At 74.8% G+C, this 21,853-nt stretch carries 24 protein-coding genes; 11 read left to right on the forward strand and 13 right to left on the reverse strand.

The genetic code is table 11. From position 1 onward, the window contains the following. Positions 1–79: 79 nt before the first annotated feature. The 5 genes from KBX06_RS08675 to KBX06_RS08695 form a co-directional block, all read right to left on the reverse strand. Positions 80–745: a hypothetical protein gene (locus tag KBX06_RS08675; RefSeq protein ID WP_210833718.1), complete on the reverse strand. Its 666-nt coding sequence runs from the start codon at positions 743–745 to the stop codon at positions 80–82. After that, positions 742–3,414, reverse strand: coding sequence for an FtsK/SpoIIIE domain-containing protein (locus KBX06_RS08680; RefSeq protein WP_210833719.1), 2,673 nt, complete (start codon positions 3,412–3,414; stop codon positions 742–744). The genes KBX06_RS08675 and KBX06_RS08680 overlap by 4 nt, the downstream gene beginning before the upstream one ends. Further along, the gene (locus KBX06_RS08685) at positions 3,407–4,759 is read right to left on the reverse strand and encodes an FUSC family protein (RefSeq protein WP_247685487.1); all 1,353 of its coding nucleotides are present in this window, start codon (positions 4,757–4,759) and stop codon (positions 3,407–3,409) included. The genes KBX06_RS08680 and KBX06_RS08685 overlap by 8 nt, the downstream gene beginning before the upstream one ends. 10 nt (positions 4,760–4,769) lie before the next feature. After that, positions 4,770–5,030, reverse strand: a complete 261-nt coding sequence (locus KBX06_RS08690) for a hypothetical protein (protein WP_089000636.1) — start codon at positions 5,028–5,030, stop codon at positions 4,770–4,772. Between the two features lie 124 nt (positions 5,031–5,154). Further along, positions 5,155–5,562: a hypothetical protein gene (locus tag KBX06_RS08695; protein ID WP_210833720.1), complete on the reverse strand. Its 408-nt coding sequence runs from the start codon at positions 5,560–5,562 to the stop codon at positions 5,155–5,157. Between the two features lie 188 nt (positions 5,563–5,750). Here KBX06_RS08695 and KBX06_RS08700 point away from each other — a divergent pair, with 188 nt between their 5' ends. From KBX06_RS08700 to KBX06_RS08710, 3 genes are read left to right on the forward strand one after another with little or no spacing between them, the layout of a single operon-like run. Further along, positions 5,751–8,306: an ATP-dependent Clp protease ATP-binding subunit gene (locus tag KBX06_RS08700; RefSeq protein ID WP_210833721.1), complete on the forward strand. Its 2,556-nt coding sequence runs from the start codon at positions 5,751–5,753 to the stop codon at positions 8,304–8,306. 13 nt (positions 8,307–8,319) lie between these two features. Beyond that, complete coding sequence (locus tag KBX06_RS08705) at positions 8,320–8,487, forward strand: hypothetical protein (RefSeq protein ID WP_210833722.1); 168 nt, start codon at positions 8,320–8,322, stop codon at positions 8,485–8,487. Further along, positions 8,487–8,837 carry a DUF3140 domain-containing protein gene (locus KBX06_RS08710; protein ID WP_210833723.1) on the forward strand — a complete coding sequence of 117 codons (351 nt, stop codon included), beginning with the start codon at positions 8,487–8,489 and terminating at the stop codon, positions 8,835–8,837. The genes KBX06_RS08705 and KBX06_RS08710 overlap by 1 nt, the downstream gene beginning before the upstream one ends. A gap of 52 nt (positions 8,838–8,889) precedes the next feature. Here KBX06_RS08710 and KBX06_RS08715 read toward each other — a convergent pair whose 3' ends face one another. The 3 genes from KBX06_RS08715 to KBX06_RS08725 form a co-directional block, all read right to left on the reverse strand. Next, complete coding sequence (locus tag KBX06_RS08715) at positions 8,890–9,132, reverse strand: hypothetical protein (protein WP_210833724.1); 243 nt, start codon at positions 9,130–9,132, stop codon at positions 8,890–8,892. A gap of 19 nt (positions 9,133–9,151) precedes the next feature. Beyond that, positions 9,152–10,147 (reverse strand): LysR family transcriptional regulator, encoded by a 996-nt coding sequence (locus KBX06_RS08720; protein WP_210833725.1) that lies wholly within the window; start codon positions 10,145–10,147, stop codon positions 9,152–9,154. Between the two features lie 282 nt (positions 10,148–10,429). Next, positions 10,430–11,038: a hemerythrin domain-containing protein gene (locus tag KBX06_RS08725; protein WP_210833768.1), complete on the reverse strand. Its 609-nt coding sequence runs from the start codon at positions 11,036–11,038 to the stop codon at positions 10,430–10,432. A 277-nt stretch (positions 11,039–11,315) separates the two neighbouring features. Here KBX06_RS08725 and KBX06_RS08730 point away from each other — a divergent pair, with 277 nt between their 5' ends. Both KBX06_RS08730 and KBX06_RS08735 read left to right on the forward strand, forming a co-directional pair. Beyond that, complete coding sequence (locus KBX06_RS08730) at positions 11,316–12,644, forward strand: M20/M25/M40 family metallo-hydrolase (RefSeq protein ID WP_210833726.1); 1,329 nt, start codon at positions 11,316–11,318, stop codon at positions 12,642–12,644. 60 nt (positions 12,645–12,704) lie between these two features. Beyond that, positions 12,705–13,358 (forward strand): hypothetical protein, encoded by a 654-nt coding sequence (locus tag KBX06_RS08735; RefSeq protein WP_210833769.1) that lies wholly within the window; start codon positions 12,705–12,707, stop codon positions 13,356–13,358. A gap of 82 nt (positions 13,359–13,440) precedes the next feature. Here the strand turns inward: KBX06_RS08735 and KBX06_RS08740 are convergent, their stop codons facing one another. Further along, positions 13,441–13,632, reverse strand: a complete 192-nt coding sequence (locus tag KBX06_RS08740) for a DUF5703 family protein (protein WP_013734349.1) — start codon at positions 13,630–13,632, stop codon at positions 13,441–13,443. A gap of 174 nt (positions 13,633–13,806) precedes the next feature. On the opposite strand from KBX06_RS08740, the gene KBX06_RS08745 reads away from it, so the two are divergent. The 3 genes from KBX06_RS08745 (at position 13,807) to KBX06_RS08755 (ending at position 14,754) form a co-directional block, all read left to right on the forward strand. Then, positions 13,807–14,286 carry a DUF2975 domain-containing protein gene (locus KBX06_RS08745; RefSeq protein ID WP_210833727.1) on the forward strand — a complete coding sequence of 160 codons (480 nt, stop codon included), beginning with the start codon at positions 13,807–13,809 and terminating at the stop codon, positions 14,284–14,286. After that, complete coding sequence (locus KBX06_RS08750; RefSeq protein ID WP_091094605.1) at positions 14,286–14,492, forward strand: helix-turn-helix transcriptional regulator; 207 nt, start codon at positions 14,286–14,288, stop codon at positions 14,490–14,492. Before KBX06_RS08745 ends, KBX06_RS08750 begins: the two co-directional genes overlap by 1 nt. A gap of 97 nt (positions 14,493–14,589) precedes the next feature. Then, complete coding sequence (locus tag KBX06_RS08755; protein ID WP_210833728.1) at positions 14,590–14,754, forward strand: hypothetical protein; 165 nt, start codon at positions 14,590–14,592, stop codon at positions 14,752–14,754. Between the two features lie 23 nt (positions 14,755–14,777). Here the strand turns inward: KBX06_RS08755 and KBX06_RS08760 are convergent, their stop codons facing one another. The 3 genes from KBX06_RS08760 to KBX06_RS08770 form a co-directional block, all read right to left on the reverse strand. Then, positions 14,778–15,716 carry an SseB family protein gene (locus KBX06_RS08760; RefSeq protein WP_210833729.1) on the reverse strand — a complete coding sequence of 313 codons (939 nt, stop codon included), beginning with the start codon at positions 15,714–15,716 and terminating at the stop codon, positions 14,778–14,780. After that, positions 15,713–16,132, reverse strand: a complete 420-nt coding sequence (locus KBX06_RS08765) for a YbaB/EbfC family nucleoid-associated protein (protein WP_210833730.1) — start codon at positions 16,130–16,132, stop codon at positions 15,713–15,715. The genes KBX06_RS08760 and KBX06_RS08765 overlap by 4 nt, the downstream gene beginning before the upstream one ends. A 380-nt stretch (positions 16,133–16,512) precedes the next feature. Further along, entirely contained in the window at positions 16,513–17,484 is a 972-nt protein-coding gene (locus tag KBX06_RS08770) for an aldo/keto reductase (protein WP_210833731.1), read from the reverse strand. A gap of 176 nt (positions 17,485–17,660) precedes the next feature. Between KBX06_RS08770 and KBX06_RS08775 the strand changes: the two genes are divergently transcribed. Together KBX06_RS08775 and KBX06_RS08780 are read left to right on the forward strand one after the other, a co-directional pair. Further along, entirely contained in the window at positions 17,661–18,713 is a 1,053-nt protein-coding gene (locus KBX06_RS08775) for an LLM class F420-dependent oxidoreductase (RefSeq protein ID WP_210833770.1), read from the forward strand. Beyond that, complete coding sequence (locus KBX06_RS08780; protein WP_210833732.1) at positions 18,710–19,546, forward strand: undecaprenyl-diphosphate phosphatase; 837 nt, start codon at positions 18,710–18,712, stop codon at positions 19,544–19,546. Before KBX06_RS08775 ends, KBX06_RS08780 begins: the two co-directional genes overlap by 4 nt. 181 nt (positions 19,547–19,727) lie before the next feature. Here KBX06_RS08780 and KBX06_RS08785 read toward each other — a convergent pair whose 3' ends face one another. Continuing rightward, positions 19,728–20,321, reverse strand: a complete 594-nt coding sequence (locus KBX06_RS08785) for a hypothetical protein (protein ID WP_210833733.1) — start codon at positions 20,319–20,321, stop codon at positions 19,728–19,730. Between the two features lie 750 nt (positions 20,322–21,071). Here KBX06_RS08785 and KBX06_RS08790 point away from each other — a divergent pair. Beyond that, the gene (locus KBX06_RS08790; RefSeq protein ID WP_210833734.1) at positions 21,072–21,785 is read left to right on the forward strand and encodes an MSMEG_4193 family putative phosphomutase; all 714 of its coding nucleotides are present in this window, start codon (positions 21,072–21,074) and stop codon (positions 21,783–21,785) included. Positions 21,786–21,853: the final 68 nt, after the last annotated feature.

The following is a 21,853-nucleotide window of genomic DNA, read 5'->3' on the forward strand; positions in this document are numbered from 1 at the left end:
CGCGCGGCGGCGACCTGCGCCCGTAACCCTCCGGACTCTGCGGCGCGGGTGGATCAGCGACCGGCAGCGCGCCGGTGGATCAGCGGCCGGCGACCAGCAGCGCCAGGGTGGTCACCAGCCCGGCGACGAGCACGACGGCCATCGGCCGCGGGCCGAGCACGGCGTGCCGGCGGTCGGCGAGGACCTTCGCCGGCACCAGACCGACCAGCGGGCCCAGCAGCGTCACCACCAGGGCCAGCACCGGCAGCCCGACACCCAGCTCCCCGCCGTACCGGTCGCCCGCCGCCCGGGCCGCGCCGCCGAGGGCGTACGCGAGCACCGCGCCGGCCACCCCGCACAACGCCAGCAGCGGGTTGACCGAACCCGGCAGGTCACCCGGCTGGCGGGTGCGGTTGAGCAGGTCCCGCACCCCGGCCAGCAGCGGAGCCGGATCACCCGTCGCGCCGGGCACCGGTGCCGGCGGCCCGCCCGCCCGGCGGCCGGACCCGCCGAGCCGACCGCGCAGCGACTGCCACAGGTCGGCGACCTCGGCGTCCACCCGTTCCTGCTCCTCCCGGGCGTCCACCAGCTCCTGCTCCGCGCGCCGCAGCTCGGCCTCCGCCTCGGCGACGGCCCGCTCGGCGGCGGCACACTGCTGGGCGTGCCAGGTGTGCGCCTCGGCCCGCTGGGCGCGCACCCGCGCGCTCAGCTCGGCCAGCCGGCGGACCTGGGCCGCGTACGACTCGCTGGTCACCGGTTCGTTCATCGCGCCGGCCCGTAGGGGATGATCACCTGGCCGGTGCGGTGCACCGCCCGGTCGAAGAACAGCCCCCGCCAGGGGCGGGGATACCAGTCCGGGCCGCCGGTGCCCGGATACAGCGACGAGCCCAACTCGCCGCCGTGGGCGTCCAGCGCCACCCAGGCGCCGATCTGGTCGGTCCGGGCCGCCGGCCCGCCGAGGTCGGCCCGCATCCGCGCGACGCCCCGCCACCAGGCCAGCACGTGGGTGCGCCGCTCCGGCCCGTCGTGCAGGATCCGGCGCAGCTCCTCCAGCCCGGTGCGCCGGCCGATGCGCGCCGCCATCGCCCCGGCCGCCGCATCGACGGCGAACAGCAGCAGGTAGTGGGGGGTACCCGGCGCGCCGAGCCCTTCGGCGGCCTCGACCATCAGCTCGCCGACGGTCTCCTCGTCGTACCAGGCGGCGTCGTCGGCGAGGTCCTCGTAGAGGGACCGGGCGGCCGGGTCGGCGTCCGGGTCGAGGCAGGCGATGGAGAAGCGGGCCGTGCCGGGGCGGTGCTGGCGGGCCAGGGAGCGGGCCGCCGCGTCGAGCACCGCGCACGCCTCGTCCACCCGGGTGCCCAGCACCGCCAGGTTGCGGCCGGGCGCCCGGGGCAGCCGCAGCGCCGCCGAGCGCGCCTGTACGTCGATGATCTCGCCGAGCAGCGCGACCGGCGTACGCGGGTGCCCCGTCTCCGGCGCGGTCAGCGCCCGGAAGTCCGGCGCGTCGGCAAGCCGGGGGATCGCGTCGCCGTCGAAGAGCCGGGCCGGTGCGGCGTCCTGCGGGCGCATCCGCCACAGCCGGTGCTGCAACTCGCTCCACGTCTCCCAGTCGCTGGCCGACGGGATCCGGGCCACCTCGTTGCCCTCGGCCATGCCCGACTCGGCGTTGACCACCGCGTGGTGGCGGGGCAGGGACTGGGCGGCGTCGTTGCGCTCGGCGAGGATCCGCAGGGCCTTCGGCAGCGCGATGCGCAGCGTGAACTGCGCGACCAGCGCCGGCCGGCCCCACAGCGCCTCGATGCCGCGCACGTCCTGCGAGGCGAGCACCAGGTGGATGCCCTGGGACCGGCCGCGCCGGGCCAGGTCCTCCAGCAGGTCGGCGGCCTCCCGGGCGACCACGTCCCGCCCGGCCAGCAGCATCTGGAACTCGTCGACCACCGCGACGATGCGCGGCCAGTGCCCGGTGGGGTCGACGGCGCGCAGCTCGGCGAGCTTGGTGACCTCGTGCTTCTTCGCGGCGTCGGCACGTCGGCGCAGCTCCTCGGCGAGGAACCGCAGCAGCGCCAGGCCGAACTCCCGGTCGGTGTTGACGTTGATCCCGACGAGCCGCATGTGCGGCAGCCAGCTCGGGTCCCGCCGGCCCTTGGCGAACCGGGCGAAGGACACCCCCTCCTTGAAGTCCAGCAGGTAGAACTCCAGTTCGGCGGGGGAGTAGCGGGCGGCCAACGCGCCGATCCAGGCGAAGATCAGGTTTGTCTTGCCGGTGCCGGACGGCCCGCCGATCAGCGCGTGCGGCGGGTAGTCGCCCAGGGTGAGCAGCACCGGCCGGCCGTGCGGGCCCTCGCCGATCGGGGCGGTCAGCCCGGTCGCGGAGTCCTCCCGCCACATCCGTTCCGGCGGCGGCAGCAGGTCGGTGAACGGCGTCGGGGCGGGGCCGGCGTTGACCCGTGCCGCCACCTCCCGGCAGGTCTCGGTGACCAGCACCGGCGGGGGCGGGGGGTCGAGGCGTACGGGCAGGCCGCCGGGCCCGCCGATCAGGGCGCCGTCGGGGTGCGCGCCCACCCGGGTCACGGTGGGATCCTCGGGCAGCGGCACGCCCCGGACCACGAGGTGCACGCCGCAGGCCGCCCCGGTGCGGACCACCCGGTCGAGCTGGCCGCGCTCGTGCCGGGACAGCTCGTCCCCGCCCAGCAGCACCGCCACCCGCCACGGCTCGGGCCGGCGACCGGTGGCGGCGGCCAGCTCGCGCAGCGAGCCGTACTCCCCGGCCAGCACCGTCTCGTTGATCCGGCGGATCTGCTCGACCAGGTCGTCGAGCAGCCGGGCCAGCCCGCCGGGGCCGACGAAGGTGAGCAGCCCGGCGGTGCCGAGGGGGGCGAACCCGGCCAGACCGCCGCCCAGGTGCTCGGGGTCGTAGCCGACCAGCCGGACGGCGCCCGGGTCGGCCCGCCCGACGCCGCGCAGCAGCAGCGCCGACACCACCGCGTCGCAGCCGACCCGGTCGTCCCCGGTCAGCTCGACGTGGCCGGCGTCGAGCAGCGGCACCAGCGCCGGCACCGGTTCGGCGCCGGGGATGCGTACGGTGCCGATGCGCAGCGGGCCCGGCGGTTCCGCCCGCCGGGTCGGCGTGGGTCGCCACCGGGTCCAGTCCGCGCAGGCCGCCCCGGGGGCCTCGCGCTGCGCCGCGTGCGCCGCGCGCCGGGCCAGCTCCGTGATCTGAGCGGTGTGCCGATCGTCGATCTCGGCCAGCCGCCGGTCGCGCTGCGCGCCCACCCGCTCCGGCACGACCGCCGCGGCGCGGCGCACCTTCGCCAGCCGCTCCCGGGCCGTCCCGAGCTCGGTCTGCGCGATGGACAGCCGGGTCCGGGTGGCGCCGAGGGCCTCGCCCAGCATGCCGCGGACCCGGGTGACCAACTGGCCGCGCCGGTCAGCCATCGACGCCCCGCCCGCGCCGGTCCGCGGCGCCGCCCCGGGCGGGCGGGCTCGACCAGACCCGGCCGGCCGAGCCCGGCCCGCCCCGGCCGGTTCCGCCGTCCGCCGGGCCACCCCGCGCCGCCGCGCCGCCGGCGCCCGTCGACCCGTCGGGCCGGGCGGTCGGCGTGCCGTCGTGCGTCGGGGCGGGCCGCTCGTGCGTCGCCGCCCGCTCCCGGGCCGGGCCGGCCTGCCCGGGAGCCGCCGCCCGCTCGGCCGCGTCGGCCCGGCCTGCTCGCGCCGCCCGATCCCCGGCCCCGGTGGCCTGGTCGTGGGCCGCCTCCGCCCGGTCCCGTGCCGCCGCGACCCGCTCCCGCGCGGCGGCCACCCGGCCCTTCGCGGCGGCGGCACGTCGCTGCCACTCGGCGTCGTCGGCCCGGTCGCGGGCGGCCCCGGCCTGCCGGGCCCGCTCGTCGTCGGCGCTTCGCTCCCGGGTGGCCCCGGCCTGGCGGGCCCGCTCGTCGTCGGTGGGCAGGTCCCGGCCGAGCCGGGTCAGCAGCACCCCGGTGAGCACCCCCGCGGTGACCGCCGGGTCGGCGGCGTGCGGCTGCTCCGCCTCGCCGCGCCGGGGTGGAGGCATCCGACAGATTCGGGTCAGCAGGGTGTCCAGCACCGCGGGGGGCAGGCCGGGCAGCAGGTCGCGGACGCGGCCGTCCAGCTCGCGGTGCAGGCGCCCCAGGTCGTCGGCGCGTGGCGGGTGCCCCAGCAGCTCACCGGCCAGCTCGCGCAGCAGCGGCGGGGCCACCGCGGCCAGGCCGAGACCGACGTCGGCGTGCGCGCGACGCAGCTCGGTGTGCAGCCGGTCGCGGTCGCCGGCCCGGACCCCGCCGACGACCCGGCGCAGCAGCTCCCGGGCGTCGTCGACCTTCTCGTCGGGCTGTTCCGGCGGCCCCTCCCGGCCGCCCGTCAGCTCGGCCACCCGCACCGACCACCAGCGGCGGGGCGTCACCTCGGCGACGGGCTCCGGTGCCGCAGCGCCCGGAGCCGCCTCGCGCGGCGCGTCGTGCGCGGGCCGGCGTTGCTGCTCCTGCGGCCCGGGGGCCGGGGAACCGTCGGCGGCCAGCCCGATCGCGGCGAGGTACGCCGACAGCTGCTCCTGCGCGACGCGCAGCGCGTAGCCGGCGGTCTCGGCGTGCTCGGTGGCGGCGGAGAGCTCCGGCACCCCCATCGGGTCGGCCGACTCCTGGCGCACCCAGCGCAGCCGCTCGGCGGCCAGCCCGAACTTCTCCCGCGCCAGGGCCAGCTGTGCGAGCGGCAGGTCATCGGCGGCGGCGCGGACCTGTGCGCCGACGTCCTCGACGATGGACACGGCCCCGCCCTCAGAGCGTCGCGACGTAGAGTTGCGCCTGCTCGACGGCGACGAGTGTCGCGGCGAGGCACTCCTCCAGTTCCTGGCTGGCCTGGGTCAGCGAGGACTGGGCCGCCTCGACCGTCTCGTGCCCGCTGCCCTCCAGCGCTCCGGCGAGGGTCTGCTGCGCCTCGGCCAGCTTCTCGCCGGCCGCCTGCACGGCGCTCTGGCCGTCGCCGATCTGTTGCAGCGCGACATCGATGGCTGCCTTGAGCTCGGCGACGCTCGCCACGGCGAAACCTCCTGGGGGCGGGGAGGCCTCCATTAGAGCCTATCCCTCACGGTGAGAGAACATCCGCCCTGTCAGTGTTCCTGCCTCGCTGACCGGTTGTCGACCGGAAGCGTCGTCAGTCCGATCAGCGGGACCCGCCGGACGGTGCCACCGCGCCTTGCAGCCAGCGCGGCCCGTACACCTCGGCGCCCTGCGCGGTGACGCGTTCCCGCAGCTCACGGTCGGCAGTGACGACCAACCGACGACGCTGCGGGGCGGCGGCGACCAGGTCGACGACGGCGTCGTCGCCGGAACCGGGCGCGGCGACCACCCGGACCCCGGCGATGCCCGGGACGTCCCGCGCCCGGCCCTCCACCACCAGCACCACCTCCACCGGGGGCGGCAGTCGCGCAGGCAGGCCGGCGGTGGCCACCGGGGCCAGCGAGTCGCGCAGCCGGGCGGTCGCACCCGCGCGGTCGCGCCACCAGCCGTCCGGGCGGGAGCCCACCACGTTGGCGGCGTCCACGATCAGCAGGGGCGTCGTCGCGTCCATGCCGCCAGCCTGCCACCCGCCCGCCCCGCCGCGAGGTAAGGAAGGGTCCCTTCCTCTACCGCAGGCGTTAAGAAGGTGCCCTTCCTTACCGCCCAGCCGGGCCGGTCAGGTGGCGAGGTGGTGGGGTTTGTCGGGCTGACCGCCGGGTAGCCCCTGGCGACCGTCGCGCCCGACTGCGGAGGACAGACATGATGGGACCCGGTGACTTCGGCTCCGACCCGTGGGACGAGTTCCTGGCCCGGTACTTCGGCCGGGGCGAGGGTGGGCGCCGACCCGCGCACCGGGTCGACATCACCCGACTGATGACCGCCGACGCCCGGGAGATGCTGGCCGACGCGGCCCGCCGGGCCGCCCAGCGGCAGAGCACGGACCTCGACACCGACCACCTGCTCTGGGCGGCGCTGCAACGCGAACCGCTGCGCGACCTCGTCCGCCGTGCCGGCGCCGACCCGGACACGTTGCTCAACGCCCTCGGCGGGCGCGGCGACGGCGCGCCCAGGGGCGAGGTGCCGCCCAACCTGTCGCTCACCCCGGCGGCCAAGCGGGCGTTGCTCGACGCCCACCAGCTGTCCCGGGCGATGGGTGCCAACTACATCGGCCCCGAGCACATCCTGATGGCGCTGCCGCTGAACCCGGAGTCCCCGGCCGGCCGGATGCTCGCCGCCGGTCGGATCCAGCCCGAGTCGTTGCAGGCCGCCAGCGCCGAGCGCGGGCCGATGACCGGCCCCAGGCCCGACCGCGGCACGCCCACCCTGGACCAGTACGGCCAGGACCTCACCGACCTGGCCCGCAACGACCAGATCGACCCGGTGATCGGCCGGACCGAGGAGATCGAGCAGGCCGTCGAGATCCTGTCCCGGCGGACGAAGAACAACCCGGTGCTGATCGGCGAGGCCGGCGTCGGCAAGACGGCGATCGTGGAGGGCCTGGCGGAGCGGATCTGCGACGGCGACGTGCCGCAGACGCTGCTGGGCAAGCGGGTGATCCAGCTCGACCTGGCCGGCCTGGTGGCGGGCACCCGGTACCGGGGCGACTTCGAGGAGCGGCTGAAGAAGGTCATCGACGAGATCCGGGCGCACCGCGAGGAGCTGATCGTCTTCCTGGACGAGATCCACACCCTGGTCGGCGCGGGCGGGGCGGGCAGCGAGGGCGGCATGGACGCCTCGAACATGCTCAAGCCGGCGCTGGCCCGGGGCGAGCTGCGGGTGATCGGCGCGACCACGCTGGACGAGTACCGCAAGAGCATCGAGAAGGACGCGGCGCTGGCCCGCCGGTTCCAGCCGGTGTTCGTGCCGGAGCCCACCGCCGACGACACCGTGGCCATCCTGCGCGGGTTGCGCGACCGCTACGAGGCCCACCACCAGGTGCGCTTCACCGACGAGGCGCTGATCGCCGCGACCGAGCTGTCCGACCGCTACGTCACCGACCGGTTCCTGCCGGACAAGGCGATCGACCTCATCGACCAGGCCGGCGCGCGGGTGCGGCTGCGCACCCGCACCCCCGCCTCCGACGTGCGGGAGCTGGAGACGCAGCTCGAGGAGGTACGCCGCGACAAGGAGCAGGCCGTCGCCGACGAGCAGTACGAGAAGGCGTCCGCGCTGCGCGACCAGCTCGCCGAGCTGGAGGAGCAGATCCGCCTGGCCCGGGGAGACGAGGGCGGCTCGTCACAGGTGCCGGCCGTCGGGCCGCAGGAGATCGCCGAGGTGGTCTCCCGGGCCACCGGCATCCCGATCAGCCAGCTGACCGAGGAGGAACGCGACCGGCTGCTGCGCCTGGAGGGCCACCTGCACGAGAGGGTCGTCGGCCAGGAGGACGCGGTCACCGCGGTCGCCGAGGCGGTGCGCCGCTCGCGGGCCGGGCTGGCGGACCCGAACCGCCCGATGGGCAGCTTCCTCTTTCTCGGGCCCACCGGAGTCGGCAAGACCGAGCTGGCCCGGGCGCTGGCGGAGGCGCTGTTCGGCGAGGCCGACCGGATGGTCCGGGTGGACATGAGCGAGTTCCAGGAGCGGCACACGGTCAGCCGGCTCGTCGGTGCCCCGCCCGGGTACGTCGGCTACGAGGAGGCCGGCCAGCTCACCGAGGCGGTCCGCCGCCGCCCGTACGCGGTGGTGCTGCTCGACGAGATCGAGAAGGCCCACGCCGACGTGTTCAACATCCTGCTCCAGGTGCTCGACGAGGGGCGGCTCACCGACAGTCAGGGCCGTACGGTCAACTTCAAGAACACCGTCCTGATCATGACGAGCAACCTGGGCTCGGAGCTGATCACCGGCGCCCAGCGCGCCGTCGGGTTCGGCACCGGTGGCGAGGGCGGCGACCAGGAGCGCGAGGAGCTGCGCGAGCGGCTGATGCGCCGGCTCCAGGAGAACTTCCGGCCGGAGTTCCTCAACCGCATCGACGAGGTGATCATCTTCCGTCGGCTGGAGGCCGAGCAGCTGCGCCAGATCACCGGCCTGCTGCTGGAGGAGACCCGCCGCCGGTTGCACGCGCAGGACATCCAGGTCCACTTCACCAGTTCCGCCATCGACTGGATCGCCGAGCACGGCTACCAGCCGGAGTTCGGCGCCCGGCCGCTGCGTCGGGTCATCCAGCGGGAGGTCGACAACCAACTGTCCCGGATGCTACTGGAATCGGCGGTCTCACCGAGCCAGAAGATCACCGTGGACGCCCGCGACGGGCGGCTCGCCTTCGACGTGGCGGCCGGCGAGCGCGGCTACAGCCCGGCCACGACGTCGCACCCCCGATGACGGGAGGGCGGACATGACCGAACCCGAGGAGACCCGGGACGAGAGCGAGCGCACCGATCCGATCCTGGCCCCGCCGACCGCCAACCCCGCCCGGGTGCGGATGCCGCCGGAGGGCGTGGGCCAGCAGGGCGACGACCCGGAGCCGGCGGAGTCCGACCGCCGCCGTCGAGAGGAGGGCTGATGGTACGCGAGCAACGGCTCGAACCCGAGGTGGAGGTGCTCTGGGACGACTTCCACGCCCAGGTGAACGTCCCGTCGGAGCAGTTGCGACAGTGGCTGCTGACCCGCGGCTCCGGGGAGGAGTCGTTCGGGCCCGACCCGGACCTCGACCTGCCCGGGCTGGGCCGACGGATCCTGCGGGTGCTGAGCAAACGCAAGGTCGACCTCACCCCGGAGGACATCCGGGTGATGCGGGACGCGATCGACGAGATCCAGTCCCGGCTGGAGGAGAAGCCGCCGCGCGGCAACGCCGACGACGAGTGGCGGCACTCCCTGCTCGACCTGGGCCACGACGTCCTCGTCGAACGCTGACCCGGCGGGGCCGGCGACGCCCGGGTCCGCCCGGCGTCGCCGGCCCCAGTGGTCAACCGTGGTCGCTCTCCAGGCTGCCGATCGTCAGGCCCGCGGCGTCCGCCGCCGCCTCGCGGTCGGCGCGCGCCCGCTCCTCGCGGGTCAGCAGGTTGGCGTACTCCGTGACGTCCGCCGGGTCGGGCACCTCCGGCAGGCGACGCAGGAACGATTCCACGTCGCGGGCGGCGGCGGTGTGCGCGGCGGCGGCCTGCCGGAGGACCTCCCGGTCGTCGGCGGCTGGGTAGAGATCGGTCATGTCCGCCTGATACCCGGCGTCACGGCGTTCGCACCCCGTCGGCCCCGGCAGCCGTCAGCCGCCGCGCCCCGTAGGTCGGGTTGCGCAGCAGCCAGGCCAGGTACTCCGGGTGGGCCGCCAGCGAGTCGGTGTACGCGGCCAGCGCGGTCTCCAGCACCAGTTCGGCGTCCCGGGCGGCCGGGGAGTCGGAATGCCAGCCCAGCATCAGCCGCCAGCGCAGCGGCGTCCCGGCCAGCATCCGGGTGACCAACCCGGCGACCGGACGGAACGTGGCCTGGCAGAGCGCGATCGCCTCGCCCGAGTCCACCATGTCGATGCAGCAGCGCACGTCGGTCTCGTACACCTTGCGGGGGGTGAAGCCGGCGCGGGCGCAGGCGGCGGCGAAGCAGTCGCCGAAGCAGCCGTCGCCCGGCGCGGCGACCCACTGCTCGCGGCTCAGGTCCACCAGGCTGACCTCCGCCCGCGCGGCCAGCGGGTGCTGCTCGGGCAGCAGCACGAGCACCGGGTCGACCGCCACCTCCCGCCAGCTCAACCCGAACTCGGCCGGCGGGGCGGCGTCGCCGCACACCCCGATCAACGCGAAGTCCAGCCGGCCGCCGGCGACCAGCTGGGCCAGCTCGTCGGCCGACCAGGAGGCGTGGGTGGTGATCTGGGCCGGTGGGGGGTCGGCGGCGAGCCGGTGCACCAGGCGGCCGAGGATGGGGCTGTTCACCCCGCCGAAGCGGTACCGGCGGGGCGCGTCCCCGGCGCCGGCCAACCGCGCCGCCTCGTCCTGCAGGCCCTTCATGGCCGGCAGCAGCACCCGGGCCCGGGCGAGCACCAGTTCACCGAGGGCGGTCGGGCGGGCACCGCGGCGGTCCCGTTCGAACAGCGGCCCGCCCAGGGTCCGCTCGATGCGCTGGAGCTGGGCGGTGAGTGCCGGCTGGGCCAGCCCGAGCGTCGATGCCGCCTTGGTCACGCTCCCCGTCTCCGCGATCGCGCAGACGACCCTCAGGTGTCGCAGCTCCAGATTCATACCGTGACGGTATGACCCAGTAGCGGCCGACGGAAGGCCCTGAACGGATCAACGCCCTCCGATGTGTCCCCGATCTGCCCCGACGTGCAGTGCGCGAGCCCGCCGGGTCGGGCCGGACGCCGCCTCCCCGGCCCGGTCGCGGGACGGTGAGGCGGCGGCTCGGCCGGCGGGGCGTTCGGCAGGCCCGGCGGGCGTTCGGCAGGCCCGGGTGGGCGGACCGGCAGACGGGACCAGGCCGGCCAGGCGGGTGGGCCGGTCAGGCGGGTGGGCCGACCCGCCGGTTCAGGCCGGCGGCGGCTCGGTCAGGTCGGCCAGGTAGGTGGGTCGGCCGGTGACGGCGTCGCGCAGCTTGTCGACCACGCCCACGGCGGGCTCCACCACCCGGTTCCACGGCGGGGTCGCCGGCGTGCCGGGGTGCGGGCGCGTCGGGGCCGCCTCCTCGGCGATCTCCAGCCGGTTGCCCAGGCGGATCAGCTCCTCGGTGCTGGCCACCTCGCGCAGCGCCGCGACCAGCGCGCCCGCCTCCTCGACGTGGCGGTGGACCCGCGCGGCGACGTCGGCGAGGCCGTCGTCGGCGAGGCCCCGCAGGGCGGTCAGCAGGGCCCGGTCGTCGGCGATGGCCCGGTCGATCCGGTCGGCCGCGTCGGGCATGGCGGCCCGCACGGCGGGCAGCAGGTACTGCTCCTCGGCGGAGAGGTGCCGCGACAGCGCCGCCGTCAGCACCTCCAGGCCGCGCTCGGGAGCGGGCTCCGGGCCCGGGTCGGTGAGCCGCCGCAACAGCTCCCGCAGCTGCCGGTGCTCGCCGTCGAGGATGTCGGCGACGTTGCGCCCGCCCGGCCGGAAGCCCTCGTCCTCACCGGTCGGCGGCAGCGGTGGCAGGGGAACGGTCATGGTGCCCTCCTTGGGCGGCGGGCCGAGCGGGTGTGCCGGGCGCGGTCGGCGATACCCCACCGGGTCGGCGGCGAAACCGCCCCGCACGGCCGCCGGGTACGGGCCGACCCGGCGCAGCGGGACGACCGCGGCCATGGTCGGCTGGTATGAAGAACCGTTGACATCGTGCGGGACTCCGGTCCGCCCCGACGGCGAACCCGCCATGCCTGACCTGCCTCGCAGGAGGTCCCGTGTCCTGCCCGGCCCGACGGCCCGGGAGATCCACAGAAGGAGCCTGATGACGAGCGACGCCGCCGCCGCCCGACCCGACCCCACCGACGAGGTCGTCGACCTCTGCCGCGACCTCCTACGGATCGACACCACCAACACGGGCGACAACGACACCAGCGCCGGGGAACGCCTCGCCGCCGAGTACGTGGCGGAGAAGCTCGCCGAGGTGGGCCTCGAGCCCGTCATCCACGAGTCGGCGCCCGGCCGGGCGAACCTCGTCGCCCGCATCCCCGGCACCGACCCGGGCCGCGGGGCGCTGCTGGTGCACGGCCATCTCGACGTCGTACCCGCCGACGCCGACGAGTGGTCGGTGCACCCGTTCTCGGGGGAACTGCGCGACGGCTACCTGTGGGGCCGGGGCGCCATCGACATGAAGGACTTCGACGCGATGGTGCTGGCCGTGGTGCGGCACTGGCAGCGCACCGGGGTCCGCCCGCCGCGCGACATCGTCCTGGCGTACACCGCCGACGAGGAGGCGGGCAGCGACTACGGCGCGCACTTCCTGGTCGAGCGGCACCGCGGTCTGCTCGACGGCTGCACCGAGGCCATCGGCGAGGTCGGCGGCTTCTCGTACTCGGTCAACGACAGCCAGCGGCTCTACCTGATCGAGACCGCCGAGAAGGGCATCGACTGGCTGCGCCTGCACGCCAGGGGCCGCCCCGGGCACGGCTCGATGGTGCACGACGACAACGCGGTCACCGCGCTCGCCGAGGCGGTGGCCCGGATCGGCCGGCACCGCTTCCCCGTGGTGGTCACCGACACCGTGCGGGCGTTCCTGGAGGAGGTCTCGGACCTGCTCGGCATCGAGCTGGACCCGGAGGACCCGGAGACGGCCATCGCCAAGCTCGGCCCGATCGCCAACATCATCGGCGCGACGATCCGCAACACCGCCAACCCGACCCGGCTCGCCGCCGGGTACAAGGACAACGTCATCCCCGGCCGGGCCACCGCCACCATCGACTGCCGCAGTCTGCCGGGGCAGTCGGAGCTGCTGGAGCGGCAGCTGCGCGAGCTCGTCGGCCCGGACATCGCCATCGAGTACGTGCAGCGCCAGCCGGCGCTGGAGACGACGTTCGACGGCGACCTGGTCGAGGCGATGTCGGCCGCGCTGCGCGCGGAGGACCCGGGGGCGCGGCCCGTGCCGTACATGCTCTCCGGCGGCACCGACGCGAAGGCGTTCTCACAGCTCGGCATCCGCTGCTTCGGCTTCGCGCCGCTGCGGCTGCCCGCCGACCTGAACTTCTCCGCGTTGTTCCACGGCATCGACGAGCGGGTTCCGGTGGACGGACTACAGTTCGGCGTGCGGGTTCTCGACCGGTTCCTCCGCACCTGCTAGCCCCCCGCCAGGAACCCGGTGTTCCGGCGGGAACCTCTGATCGTGAAGGGACTGACCCACATGACCGACCAGCACGGTGAGCTGGACGCCGCCCTCGAGCGCGTGATCGATGCGGCCCGCCACCATCTGGCCGCCGTCCGTGCCGCGCAGGGCCGCATCGACGACGACGACGTCTGGCAGGCGTACGTCGCGCTGAACAACGCGTCCTTCGCGTACGACGAGCAACTCCTGGACGCCTTCGGCGAGGTCACCCCGTGGGACGTCGAGTCGATCGACCCGGAGGAGGCCGACCAGCGCTTCGGTGACGCGGAGGGCGTAGAGCCCACCGACCCGCACCCGCGGGTCGTCTCGGTGCGCCAGCGGCGCGACTACCGGGTGCCGAGCGTGTCGGCGCTGATCCGGGTCGCCGAGGCGGCCCGGCGGGAGGGCACCCCGGCCGAGGACGAGCCGGAGCCCGTGGAGGGGGTCGGCGAGGCGGTGCTGGAGCTGTTGCAGAGCGGCGACGGCTCGCTCGGCGCGCTGGACGTGCCGGAGCTGGAGCCGCTCGACGGCGTGGTGATGGTCAGCGAGGTCGGCACCCCGGTCGACCTGGAGTCCTTCGACGACGACGACCCGGTGGGCCCGTTCCAGCCCGCCGTGGACGACCGGCTGGTCGGCCGGCTCGACGAGCATCCCTTCATGGAGCTCGACGAGGAGCACGACCACGCCCACTAGGCGCTGACGGCCCGCCCATCCGGGCGGTGCGGGCCCGGGGTCGACCGAACGCGGTCGGCCCCGGGCCCTGCTCGTGCCGTGCTCAGTACGACAGCCCCGGCTGCGGCTGGTTGACCCGGCGGCGACGCAGCACCACCTGCCGCGTGCCGTCGCGGTACAGCCGCACCCGCGCCAACTCCCACCCGGAGAACTCCGCCTGGATCGCCAACTGCGCCGCGGCGGTCAACCGGTCGACGTTCGGCGGCAGCCGCAGCGGCGCGTACTCGTAGTCCATGAGCCCCATGCTGCCCAGCCCGGAGGCCGTCCGCCACCCCCTCGCCGGTGACGCTTGCCGCTGTTGCCGGGGTGGCGGGCGGAGCGCGCCGGCGGCCGGCCCGGGCACGCCGGGCCCCGGAGTGACCCCGCCGAACCGATTGACTTTCGATAGGTTGCAAGCGATAGTCGATGTATGTTGAACGAGCATCGAGCGGTAGCGCCGCTCAGAGTCTTCCTCGTGGTGCTGTTCGGGGTCCTGGTCATGCTGCAGACCTTCTCGTTGCCGGGGCAGTTCGCGCACATGGCACAGGAGTCCCCGGAACAGGCCTACCTCAGGTGGCCGATGACCGCCGTCGCGGTGTTCTGGGTGCTGTGCGTCCAGGTCGTGATCGTGTGCACCTGGAAGCTGCTCACCCTGGTCAAGCACGACCGCATCTTCAGCGAAGCCGCGTTGGCCTGGGTGGACGCGATCGTCTGGGCGATCGTCGCCGCCTGGGTGGTGCTGCTGGGCGTCTTCCTCTACGTGGGCTTCAACGCCACGGACCCGGGGCTGCCGCTGCTGCTGTTCCTGATGCTGGTGGGCGTCGCCGTGCTGGGTCTGCTGATGGTGGTGATGCGCGCACTGCTGCGGCAGGCCACGACGCTGCGGACCGACATGGAGGCGGTGATCTGATGCCCATCGTCGTGCGCATCGACGTCGAGCTGGCCAAACGCAAGATGAGCGTCGGCGAGTTCGCCGAGCGCGTCGGGCTCACGCCCGCGAACGTGGCGGTGCTCAAGAACGGTCGTGCCAAGGCCGTCCGGTTCAGCACGCTGGAGGCCATGTGCCGGGTGCTGGACTGCCAGCCCGGTGACCTGCTCGAGTGGGTGGAGGAGTGAACCGCCGCGGCGCACCGCGCGCCACGCCCCGAACCATCGACCACGACCCACCGACCGGCAGGGCCGACACGGGTCCGGCCGCCACCAGGGAGACGTCATGAGGTACCTGCTCGCCCTCCTCGTCGCGGCGCTCGGCGTCGCCGGCGTCGTGCACGGGGAGGCCGACGACTCGCCGGGCCTCCAACTGCTGGGCGTTCTGCTCGTCGTCGGCGCGATCGCGTTCGCCGTGCGGGTCGTCCGGCGCGGCAGGCGCGCCAGGTAGCGGCACCACGGGCGGGAGCGGGGTCAGCCGGTGGGCGGGTCCGCCGCCAGCAGGGTGGCCAACGACGACGCGTCGAGGGCGAGGGCACGCGCGGTGCCCGCGTCCACCACCAGCCCCCACGCCGGGTCGGGCCAGTCCGCGAGCAGGTCCGCGCAGGGCACGGCGACGAACGGCACGCCCTCCCCGGCGAACGCGGTCAGCGCCTCCGGGGAGGTGAAGACGGGCAGTAGCGGCGCGCCGGTCGGGTCCGTGACGATCGTCCACGGCACGTCGCGGTCCGGCCCCGGCTCCGCCGCCAGCGGTACGCAGACCGCCGCGGCGGCGAGGATGCCGAGGTAGCCGGGCAGGTCCCGCCGTGCGCCGGCGTCGCTGAGCAGGTCGAGCACGGACGGGCCGTCCGGCGCCGCCGCGCTCGGCGTTCCGTCCGGCGCGCTCCCCGTTCCGTCCGGCGCCCCCGTTCCGTCCGGCGCCCCCGTTCCGTCCGGCGCCCCCGTCCCGGCCGCGCCGCCGGCCGCCCGGGGGCCGGGTGCCGGGTTCCCGGCCCCGACGCGGGGCACCGGCGGAACGGTGGGCTCCGGCCGTACCCGGGGCACCGGCGGGACGGTCGGCTCCGGCCGCACCCGGGGGCCGGTGGGCGGGAGGACCTGGCAGGACAGCGCGCCGGGCTCCGTGGTGAGCACCGTGGCGGCGGTCCGTGCCGCGAACCCGCTCCACCAGTGCAGGCCCTCGGTGGTGCGCGGCGTCTCGTACCACCAGCCGCCGGCGCCGCGCGGGGCCTGCCAGCCGAGTTCGGCCAGGCGTGGCTCGTCGTAGGGCGGGCAGACCCCGCGCACGATGTCCCGGCGCACCATCAGGTGCAGCCGGCGAGGGCCGGCGGCGAGCTCCAGGTCGGTGTCGCGGTCGCAGCCCGACAGCGTGTCGTGCAGCCGCGCGACGACGTCGGGCCAGCCCGGCGTCGTCATGCCGGCGGCCCGGAGAGACGGCCGTCGAGCCTCCCGAGGCGCCCCACGGCCTCCTCCAGGCGGCCCAGTGAGGCGAAGCCGCCGGGGTTGCCGGAGACCCCGTTCAGGCCCGCGCCGAGCGTCGCGTCGAGACCCTCGGTGTGCTCGTCGAGCTGCTCGGTCGCCGCGGCCCGGGCCTGCCGGTACGCCTGGAGCACCATCGACGCGGGGTCCCCCGTGCCCACGCGCAGCGCGGTCGGGGCGAGGCTCAGCGCGGTGAGCTCGCCGGTGGCGTCGACGGTCGCGGAGACCAGGCCACTGTCGTCCGTGGCGGTGCCGCTCAGCTCGTCCAGGTCGTCGGTGAGCCCGGCGTAGCGGCGCTCGATGTCGGAGAGCCGTCCGGCGAGGGCGTCGAACGCGGACAGCGGGTCGGACATGGGAACCTCCCGTAGGCGGTGCCGCCCGGGGTGGCGGCCGGCGGCGGCACGATCGTATCGTCGTCCCGCCGGGCGAGCGGGGGAGGAACGGCGTGCCTGACCTCGACGTCGACGTGCGGGCGGTACGTCGGCTGGAGGCGGCGGCGAAGCGGGTGGCCACCTCGCTGACCACGCTGGAGAGCCGGCTCACGCCCGCCGGGGACGTCCCGGACGGCGCCTTCGGGCGCCTGCCGTTCGTCAGCGACCTGCTCCGCGAGAAGCACGCCGAGCAGGTCACCGGCGGCAGGGAGCTGTTCCGCTCCGGCCACGACGCCTTCGCGCGGGTCGGCGGCGCGTCGGGCGCGACGGCCGAGACCTACGGGCGCAACGAGCCCCGGGGGTCAGCCGTCGCGTTCCGGGTAGCCCACCGGCACGGCCGACACGTCGTCGAGCGCGGTGACGATCTCGTCCGGCAGGGTCACCCGCTCCACCTGCAGCGCGCCGAGCAGCTGCCCGACCGTCCGCGCGCCGAGGATCGGAGCCACCACCCCGGGCCGGTCGCGGATCCACGCCAGTGCCACCTCCGTCGGGGAGACACCCAGCCCGCCGGCGGCGATGGCGACCGCCTCCACGATGCTGGAGCAGCGGGGCTCCAGGTAGGTGGCGACGAAGCGCTCGAAGTGCGGCGAGGCCGCCCGCGAGTCGGCGGGCCGGCCGTGGCGGTACTTGCCCGTGAGCACCCCGCGACCCAGCGGCGACCAGGGCAGCACCCCCAGCCCGAGGGCGTCGCAGGCGGGTAGCACCTCCCGCTCCACGCCCCGTTCCAGCAGCGAGTACTCCACCTGAGCGGCCACCACCGGGGCGCGTCCCGGCCAGGCGGTCTGCCAGGCCGCGGCCCGCGCGGTCTGCCAACCGGCGAAGTTCGACACCCCGACGTAGCGGACCCGCCCGCTGGCCACCGCGTGGTCGAGCGCCGCGAGCGTCTCCTCCAGCGGCGTGTCGGGGTCGTATCCGTGCAGCTGGAACAGGTCGACGTGGTCCGTGCCGAGCCGGCGCAGCGAGGCGTCCAGCGTGCGCAACAGGTGCCCCCGGGAACCGTCGCGACGCCGGCCGCTGCCCGGCCGCAGCCCCGCCTTGGTGGCGATCAGCAGCTCCTCGCGGGGCACCAGCGAGCCCAGCAGCGACCCGATCACCGCCTCGGCGTCACCGTCACCGTAGACGTCGGCGGTGTCGACCAGGTTGCCGCCCGCGTCGAGATAACTCTTGAGCTGGGCGGCCGCGTCGTCCGCGTCGGTGTCGCGGCCCCAGGTCATGGTGCCGAGCGCGAGCCGCGAAACCGCCAGCCCGCTTCGGCCGAGCGGTCGCTGTTGCATGGGTGAACCTTATTTCGAACGGGGGCCCGCCGATATCCTCGCTGCCGTCAGGTGTGTCGGGCGCGTCGCGTTTCCGACCGTCCCGGCGCCACCCCGGTGGTGGCGACCGGTGGACGGGCCGTGTCCCGGCATTGCGTAACCTGATGCGACCTGTGGTGCGGATGGGGGAGGACCTAGTGCGACTCGGGCTCAGCCTCGGATACCAGACGGCGTGGAGCACACCTGCCGATCACCTTGCGTTCGCCCAGGAGGCGGACCGGCTCGGCTACTCGGTGGTGTGGGCGGCGGAGGCCTACGGCTCCGACTCGCCGAGCATGCTCGCCTGGATGGCCGGGCAGACGGAACGGATCGACCTGGGCAGCGCGGTGATGCAGATCCCCGCCCGTACCCCGGCGATGACCGCGATGACCGCGGCGACCATCGACGCGCTCTCCGGCGGCCGGTTCCGGCTGGGCCTGGGCGTGTCGGGCCCGCAGGTCTCCGAGGGGTGGCACGGCGTGCGGTTCGGCAAGCCGCTGGCGCGCACCCGCGAGTTCGTGGACATCGTGAAGCTGGCCGTGGCGCGCGAGGCCGTCGCGTACGACGGCGAGTTCTACACGCTGCCGCTGCCCGACGGCCCGGGCAAGGCCCTGAAACTGGGCTTCCACCCGCCGCGCGAGCACATACCGATCTACCTCGCCGCCGTGGGCCCGAAGAACCTGGAGCTGGCCGGCGAGATCGCCGACGGCTGGCTGGCCGTCTTCTACGCCCCGGAGTTCGCCGAGGAGCAGCTCGCGTCGGTGCGTGCCGGGCGCGCGAAGGCCGGCAAGGAGCTGGCCGGCTTCGACGTGGTCCCGTCGGTGCCCGTGGTGGTCGGCGACGACATCGCCACCTGCGCGGAGCTGGTCCGCTGGTACGCGGCCCTCTACGTCGGCGGCATGGGCAGCCGCCAGCAGAACTTCTACAACCAGCTCGCCACCCGGATGGGCTACGGCGACGCCGCCCGCGAGGTGCAGGACCTCTACCTGGCCAAGCGGCAGCGCGACGCCGCCGCGGCGGTGCCGATGGAGTTCATCGACCGCACCTCCCTGCTGGGCCCGAAGGAGCGCATCGCCGAGCGGCTGCGGGAGTACGCCGCCGCCGGCGTCACCACCCTGTCCGTGAGCCTGTTCGCCGCCGACCGGGACAGCGGCGTGCAGACCCTGCGTACCGTCGCCGAGGCGCTGGACCTCTCGGGAGTCGGGGAGTGACCTGGATCGAGGCCATCGTCCTGGGTCTCGTCCAGGGACTGACCGAGTTCCTTCCGGTCAGCTCGTCGGGTCACCTCCGGATCACCTCGGCGATCTTCTTCGACCAGGACGCCGGGGCGTCGTTCACCGCGGTCACCCAGCTGGGCACCGAGGCGGCGGTGCTGATCTACTTCGCCAAGGACATCTGGCGCATCACCCGGACGTGGCTGGTCGGCATCAGGGACAGGTCGGTGCGCTCCAGCCTCGACTACCGGATGGGCTGGTACGTCATCGTCGGCTCGATCCCGATCGGGCTGTTCGGGTTCCTGTTCAAGGACCAGATCCGCACCGCCGGGCGCAACCTGTGGCTGGTGGCCACCACCCTGATCGTGTTCGCGTTCGTGCTCGCGTTCGCCGAGTACTGGGGCCGGCAGAGTCGCACCCTGGAGAACTTCCGGCTGCGCGACGGCGTGGTGATGGGGTTCGCCCAGGCGATGGCGCTGATCCCCGGGGTGTCCCGCTCCGGCGGCACGCTCACCGCGGGGCTGCTGCTCAACCTCACCCGGGAGGCGGCGGCACGCTACTCGTTCCTGCTGGCGATCCCGGCGGTGGTGATGTCCGGGATCTTCAGCGTCGGTGACGTCTTCGAGCCGGCGGCCCCCGGCACGTCCGTGCCGAGCGTCGCCCAGATGGTCGTCGCCACCATCATCGCCTTCGGCGTCGGGTACGCGGCCATCGCCTGGCTGCTGCGCTACGTCGCCCACCACACCCTGTACGTCTTCGTGCTGTACCGGGTCGCGCTGGGCACCCTGGTGCTCGCCCTGCTGATGACGGGCACCATCAGCGCCACCTGAGCCGCTGCCCCAGATCCTGGTCAGGTGCCGTTCGGGCTGAGCGGCAACTGTCCAAGATCTCGGGCGACGGTTACGCCGGCGGCCGGCGTTCCGGGTGGGGCGTCGGTGTGGATGTGCCGCTGGCCGGCACCCCGGGTTCGGGTGCCGGCCAGCGATCCCCCTTGTGGTGGAAAGTCTGTGGTCAGTTGTTCCAGTGCTCGGCGACGAGGTCGGCGGCCTGCTGCTCCCACTGGGCGTAGTGGTCGGGGTACGCCGACACCTGCACCGTCTGCGCGGCCTCGGTCAGGGGCATGTCCTGCCACCCGTCGACCTGCTTGAGGCCCTTGAGGAACGCCAGGGTGGAGTACTCGGGGTCGGTGATCTGCTCGACCGTGCCCCAACCACTGGACGGACGCTGCTGGAACAGGCCCTGCGAGTCGTGGTCGTTGCGGTCACCCAGGTGACCCAGGTTCTCCAGCTTCGACTCCTGCAACGCGGTGGCGATCGAGACCACGGCGGCGCGCTCGTCCATGCCGGCCTTCTTCGTCGCCGCGATGATCGCCTTGACGTTGGCCACCTGCTCGTCGGTCAGGTCGACGTGCGACTGCGTGCCCTGCACACCGTGCGGCACCAGCTTGCCCATGTCCGGCTTGTCGGCCTGCACCGCGACGGCGACGGGCGTGGTGTCCACGGTCGGGGCGCTGTGGGTGGTGTCGGTGAGCGGGCCGGCGGCCACACCACCGGCGAACGCGAGACCGGCGATACCGAGAACGCTGTTACGGATGATCGTGTTCATCGCACTTGCTCCATTCGGGGGTTGGCACCCACGCCGAGGGGGATCGGCTTCACGCGGGTGCAAGCACCGTCCGGCGCCCATGATTCAGGGGGAAACCTCTCCGGCGTCTCGCCTGGAGGAAAGATCAGATCGGCCGTGGCGGCCGGTCGTCCGACCTGTGCGGGCCGGAAGGACCCGGGCTGTCTCGCGGGGCGGGGGTTGCCCTCACGTCGGTCGGACCATGTGTAACGACCGCCGGCCCGCCATCATTCCGGGCCCCAGGCACGCCATCCCGTCGGGGCGGCGTGGCCTTGCTCGGCCGTACGCAGGGTGTAACGACCCCGCCCCGGCCACGATTCCGCCCCCACGATGCCCCCGATCACGCCTCGAAACCGGACATTCGGTGCGATGTCGAGGTGCCCGGCGCAGGCGTGCACGGGCACCCGAAGGCTTCGACAGGCCTGACCCGACAACGGGCCGGCCTGGTGCACGGGCGCAGGTACGAGATCTTGGTTCGAGACGGCCGCTGGACGGGCCTTCTCCGACCAGATCTCGAAGGAGCGCAGGAGGGGGCAACGAAGCGGACAGGTGCGCTGGAGCCCGGGTCACGTGGCGGGATGAACCGGACATGTGGGTGTCGGGTGCGGCCGCCGGGCGACCCTGGACATGGTCGAGGGTCTTCGCTGAGCCGCTGTCCCGCCCGGTGCGCGAGTGGCGAGTCGCGCAGCACGGGAGGCACCCGTGGTCGGGCGCAGGTCATAGGGTGGTCCCGTGGCGACCCTTCTGCTCCTGCGACACGGCCGGACGACCGCGAACGCCGACGGCGGGCTGGCCGGTCGCCAGCCCGTCGAGTTGGACGACACGGGCCGGGCCCAGGCGACCGCGGTCGGCGGGCGGCTGCGGGCGGTGCCGCTCGCGGCGGTGGCGACCAGCCCGCTGATCCGGTGCCGACAGACCCTCGAACTGGCCCTGCCCGAGGCCGCCCCGGTGGTGGAGGAGGGCCTCATCGAGTGCGGCTACGGCGCCTGGGAGGGCAGGCCGCTGGAGAAGCTGGCCAAGGAGCCGCTCTGGCCGGTCGTCCAGCAGCACCCGAGCGCCGCGGTCTTCCCGCAGGGGGAGGCGATGGCGGCGATGGCCGCGCGGGCGGTCTCCGCGGTGCGTACGTGGGACGCCCGGATCACCGCCGAGCACGGACCGGAGGCGGTCTGGCTGGCGTGCAGCCACGGTGACGTGATCAAGGCGATCGTGGCCGACGCGCTCGGCGTACACCTGGATCTGTTCCAGCGGATCGTGGCCGACCCGGCCTCGGTGACGGCGATCCGTTACACGCCCCTGCGGCCGTTCCTGCTGCGGCTCAACGACACCGGCGGCGACCTCGCCGGGCTGGTGCCGCCGCCGCGCAAGCGGCGCCGGCGGGCGACGAAGGCGGCCGGTGTGGCCGACTCGGACGCGCCCGTCGGCGGCGGCGCGGGGGCGGGCCGGTGACCGGCCGGTGGCACCCCGGCGGGCGGGTGGCGGTTCGCGTCGGTGGGGTGCGCGGCGCTGTGGCGCGC

Source organism: Micromonospora sp. C31, from assembly GCF_018070575.1.
Taxonomy (GTDB): domain Bacteria; phylum Actinomycetota; class Actinomycetes; order Mycobacteriales; family Micromonosporaceae; genus Micromonospora.

What these genes read in the sequence shown, in the direction of transcription:
- KBX06_RS08715 (WP_210833724.1), bottom strand. Translation starts at nt 9,132, where the DNA reads ATGACCGATCTCTACCCAGCCGCCGACGACCGGGAGGTCCTCCGGCAG.
- KBX06_RS08750 (WP_091094605.1), top strand. Translation starts at nt 14,286, where the DNA reads ATGCCCATCGTCGTGCGCATCGACGTCGAGCTGGCCAAACGCAAGATG.
- KBX06_RS08760 (WP_210833729.1), bottom strand. Translation starts at nt 15,716, where the DNA reads ATGACGACGCCGGGCTGGCCCGACGTCGTCGCGCGGCTGCACGACACG.
- KBX06_RS08740 (WP_013734349.1), bottom strand. Translation starts at nt 13,632, where the DNA reads ATGGACTACGAGTACGCGCCGCTGCGGCTGCCGCCGAACGTCGACCGG.
- KBX06_RS08720 (WP_210833725.1), bottom strand. Translation starts at nt 10,147, where the DNA reads ATGAATCTGGAGCTGCGACACCTGAGGGTCGTCTGCGCGATCGCGGAG.
- KBX06_RS08765 (WP_210833730.1), bottom strand. Translation starts at nt 16,132, where the DNA reads ATGTCCGACCCGCTGTCCGCGTTCGACGCCCTCGCCGGACGGCTCTCC.
- KBX06_RS08725 (WP_210833768.1), bottom strand. Translation starts at nt 11,038, where the DNA reads ATGACCGTTCCCCTGCCACCGCTGCCGCCGACCGGTGAGGACGAGGGC.
- KBX06_RS08675 (WP_210833718.1), bottom strand. Translation starts at nt 745, where the DNA reads ATGAACGAACCGGTGACCAGCGAGTCGTACGCGGCCCAGGTCCGCCGG.
- KBX06_RS08785 (WP_210833733.1), bottom strand. Translation starts at nt 20,321, where the DNA reads ATGAACACGATCATCCGTAACAGCGTTCTCGGTATCGCCGGTCTCGCG.
- KBX06_RS08730 (WP_210833726.1), top strand. Translation starts at nt 11,316, where the DNA reads ATGACGAGCGACGCCGCCGCCGCCCGACCCGACCCCACCGACGAGGTC.
- KBX06_RS08680 (WP_210833719.1), bottom strand. Translation starts at nt 3,414, where the DNA reads ATGGCTGACCGGCGCGGCCAGTTGGTCACCCGGGTCCGCGGCATGCTG.
- KBX06_RS08770 (WP_210833731.1), bottom strand. Translation starts at nt 17,484, where the DNA reads ATGCAACAGCGACCGCTCGGCCGAAGCGGGCTGGCGGTTTCGCGGCTC.
- KBX06_RS08705 (WP_210833722.1), top strand. Translation starts at nt 8,320, where the DNA reads ATGACCGAACCCGAGGAGACCCGGGACGAGAGCGAGCGCACCGATCCG.
- KBX06_RS08695 (WP_210833720.1), bottom strand. Translation starts at nt 5,562, where the DNA reads ATGGACGCGACGACGCCCCTGCTGATCGTGGACGCCGCCAACGTGGTG.
- KBX06_RS08745 (WP_210833727.1), top strand. Translation starts at nt 13,807, where the DNA reads ATGTTGAACGAGCATCGAGCGGTAGCGCCGCTCAGAGTCTTCCTCGTG.
- KBX06_RS08735 (WP_210833769.1), top strand. Translation starts at nt 12,705, where the DNA reads ATGACCGACCAGCACGGTGAGCTGGACGCCGCCCTCGAGCGCGTGATC.
- KBX06_RS08700 (WP_210833721.1), top strand. Translation starts at nt 5,751, where the DNA reads ATGATGGGACCCGGTGACTTCGGCTCCGACCCGTGGGACGAGTTCCTG.
- KBX06_RS08755 (WP_210833728.1), top strand. Translation starts at nt 14,590, where the DNA reads ATGAGGTACCTGCTCGCCCTCCTCGTCGCGGCGCTCGGCGTCGCCGGC.
- KBX06_RS08710 (WP_210833723.1), top strand. Translation starts at nt 8,487, where the DNA reads ATGGTACGCGAGCAACGGCTCGAACCCGAGGTGGAGGTGCTCTGGGAC.